Source organism: Methanobrevibacter sp. (genome assembly GCF_045603845.1).
In the GTDB taxonomy this organism is placed as follows: Archaea; Methanobacteriota; Methanobacteria; order Methanobacteriales; family Methanobacteriaceae; genus Methanocatella.
The window spans coordinates 1-2283 of record NZ_JAZUMY010000011.1 but is presented as its reverse complement, the minus strand read 5'-3'; the positions used below and the strand labels follow the sequence as shown (position 1 = coordinate 2283).

Genomic DNA, 2283 nt, shown 5'->3' with positions numbered 1-2283 from the left:
TTTCATAAAGTCGCAGTTAGTAAATATTTATTATTGATAAAATTTAAATTAATTATTATCTAATAATCTATGGTGGTTATTAATGTATAATAGAGTTGAGATTGCTCGTGAGTTTGCAAATGCAATTAACAGTGATAAAATTATTAAAATCATATTATTTGGTTCTGTTGCTCGTGGTGATGATCATGAGGAATCAGACATTGATATTCTAATAATTTCCAATCATCGTGAAGATATAGATGATATTATTTCAGAGGAAATTGCATGGATAATGTATGATAAACAAGAACTTATTTCAGCTCATGTAATTAATGAAGACTTATTCAATAAAACTAAAAATTTCTCATTTTTAACTAATGTTTTAAAGGATGGTGTACCAATTGGATAATGAAGAGGTACTTGCTTTTATTGTTAAGGCTGAAACAAAATTAAAACATAGTAAAGCTTTATTTGAAATTGAAGGTTATGCAGATTCAGTTAGTTTATCTTATTATTCAATGTTCTTGTGTGCTAAAGCGTTATGATTAAAAAGGAATGCAATGCTCCTAAAACTCATCAAGGCTTGATTCAGTTGTTCAGTTTAAAATATGTTCATGAAGATGAATTCAGATATAATGTGTATAAATATTTGACTAATGCTTAATCAGACAGGGAAGATGCTGATTATTCTGCAATAGACTCTATTGGGGAAGATTTAGCTAAAAAAAGAATTAATCAAGCAGAAGAATTTTTAAAAGAAACTAAAAAATTTTTATAATTTTCTAATATGTTATGAGAATAGTCGTTAAAATTAATCATTGATTTTAAAAAGGACTTCATACTCATTTAATAATTCTTCTTTTTGTTTTTCAGATAGATTTCCGCTGTTTACTTCATTGAGGCCGTATTCCAGCATATTATAGAGAATTTTGTTTAGATTGAATCCTTTTTGCGTTAGTGAATATTCAGTTTTGATGTCATTTTCAAAAACTTGTTTTGTAATTAAATCATTGTCTTCCATGAATTTGAGTGTGTCTGTCAATACTCTGTTGCTCAATGTTTTTTCTTCTAAAAATTCGCTGAATTGCTTTTTTCCTAAGAATATATCTCTGATGATAAATATCACCCATTTTTTGGATATCAATTTCAATGTATCATCTATGGGGCAATTGTCATCGTAATCTTTAATTTTTTTCATCTTTTTGACCTATTGTGAGTTTTTCCTTACAAAATCTATTTAAAAAGCATTGTATATAACATTTGTTATCTGGTGATTGTATGAATGATAGACATGTAATTGAAGCATTAGGAAAAGCTGAAGTAGTAATAGAAAACGGGAAAATAACCTACATTGGAGAACCGGTAGTAGATTACTGTTCCATATTTGACAATGGTCAGCATAATGGTAATTTGACAAAAGAATTTATCAAATCCAACATTAACAAAAGAATAGATGAATTCGGAATGTGCACTCCACAAAGATCAATTGATGTTGAAGACACAATGAGCTTTGGAACCAGCGAAACATTAAAAACCAACATGATCAATGGCAATGTTGATTGTGTGGTTGGAGCATGTGAGGGAGTAGGGACATTGCTGATTGATGACGCTGAGCTTGTTCAGGGAGTTGGAGGAAGAGTTTCCGCATTGATAAGCACCACTCCAATTGATGAGGTCATGGATAAAGTTGGAAGAGAAAATGTTTTAAATTCTGAAACTGCAGAGTTAAATCCATTAAAAGGTCTTGAAATGGCAATTGAAAGAGGATATAAAAACATTGCAATAACAATTATTCCAACAGAAATGGTTAAGGATTTAAGGCATCATCCAAAACCTGAAGATGTCAACATATATATTTTCGTAGCACATACAACCAACGTTTCCAAAAAAGAGGCGGAGATGTTATTTGATTATGCTGATGTGATTTCAGGATGCTCTTCCATAAACATACGGGAAACTGCTGAAGAAAGAAAACCATATTATGCTGGAAAAAAAGTTCCATTGTATGCAGTAACCGAAAATGGAAAAAGATTGCTCAATGAAAGATTGGAATATATTGGATATGAGTTATGTGAAAAAAAGTATCCTCAGGATTTCACTCAAAGTCCTAAGCCATTAATCTAATTTCATTTATCAATTTGAAGTACTTCATTTAGATGTAGTTAATACTGTTACTTCAAATAAATGAAGTATTATTTAAAAATGAAGGATAAACTTTAACTTCAGATTAAATGATAAATTTGCTTGTCAATTGATGGAACTGGGTTGATTCTTTACTTATGAAACAAAATTCATTAAAATAGT

At 29.7% G+C, this 2283-nt stretch carries 4 protein-coding genes; 3 read left to right on the top strand and 1 reads right to left on the bottom strand.

The window, feature by feature from the left end; all coding sequences use genetic code 11:
• Positions 1 to 82: 82 nt before the first annotated feature.
• Both ACKI2W_RS01335 and ACKI2W_RS01330 read left to right on the top strand, forming a co-directional pair.
• Positions 83 to 388: a nucleotidyltransferase domain-containing protein gene (locus ACKI2W_RS01335; protein ID WP_149732498.1), complete on the top strand. Its 306-nt coding sequence runs from the start codon at positions 83 to 85 to the stop codon at positions 386 to 388.
• On the top strand, positions 381 to 524 hold the full coding sequence (locus ACKI2W_RS01330) for a HEPN domain-containing protein (RefSeq protein WP_407378728.1): 144 nt from the start codon (positions 381 to 383) through the stop codon (positions 522 to 524). Before ACKI2W_RS01335 ends, ACKI2W_RS01330 begins: the two co-directional genes overlap by 8 nt.
• Before the next feature lie 266 nt (positions 525 to 790).
• On the opposite strand, the gene ACKI2W_RS01325 is transcribed toward ACKI2W_RS01330, so the two are convergent.
• Complete coding sequence (locus tag ACKI2W_RS01325) at positions 791 to 1177, bottom strand: helix-turn-helix domain-containing protein (protein ID WP_149732496.1); 387 nt, start codon at positions 1175 to 1177, stop codon at positions 791 to 793.
• An 80-nt stretch (positions 1178 to 1257) separates the two neighbouring features.
• Here ACKI2W_RS01325 and ACKI2W_RS01320 point away from each other — a divergent pair, with 80 nt between their 5' ends.
• Entirely contained in the window at positions 1258 to 2103 is an 846-nt protein-coding gene (locus tag ACKI2W_RS01320) for a methanogenesis marker 8 protein (RefSeq protein ID WP_407378726.1), read from the top strand.
• Positions 2104 to 2283: the final 180 nt, after the last annotated feature.

Coding starts and splice junctions, on each gene's coding strand:
- ACKI2W_RS01325 (WP_149732496.1), bottom strand. CDS start 1,177: ATGAAAAAAATTAAAGATTACGATGACAATTGCCCCATAGATGATACA.
- ACKI2W_RS01335 (WP_149732498.1), top strand. CDS start 83: ATGTATAATAGAGTTGAGATTGCTCGTGAGTTTGCAAATGCAATTAAC.
- ACKI2W_RS01320 (WP_407378726.1), top strand. CDS start 1,258: ATGAATGATAGACATGTAATTGAAGCATTAGGAAAAGCTGAAGTAGTA.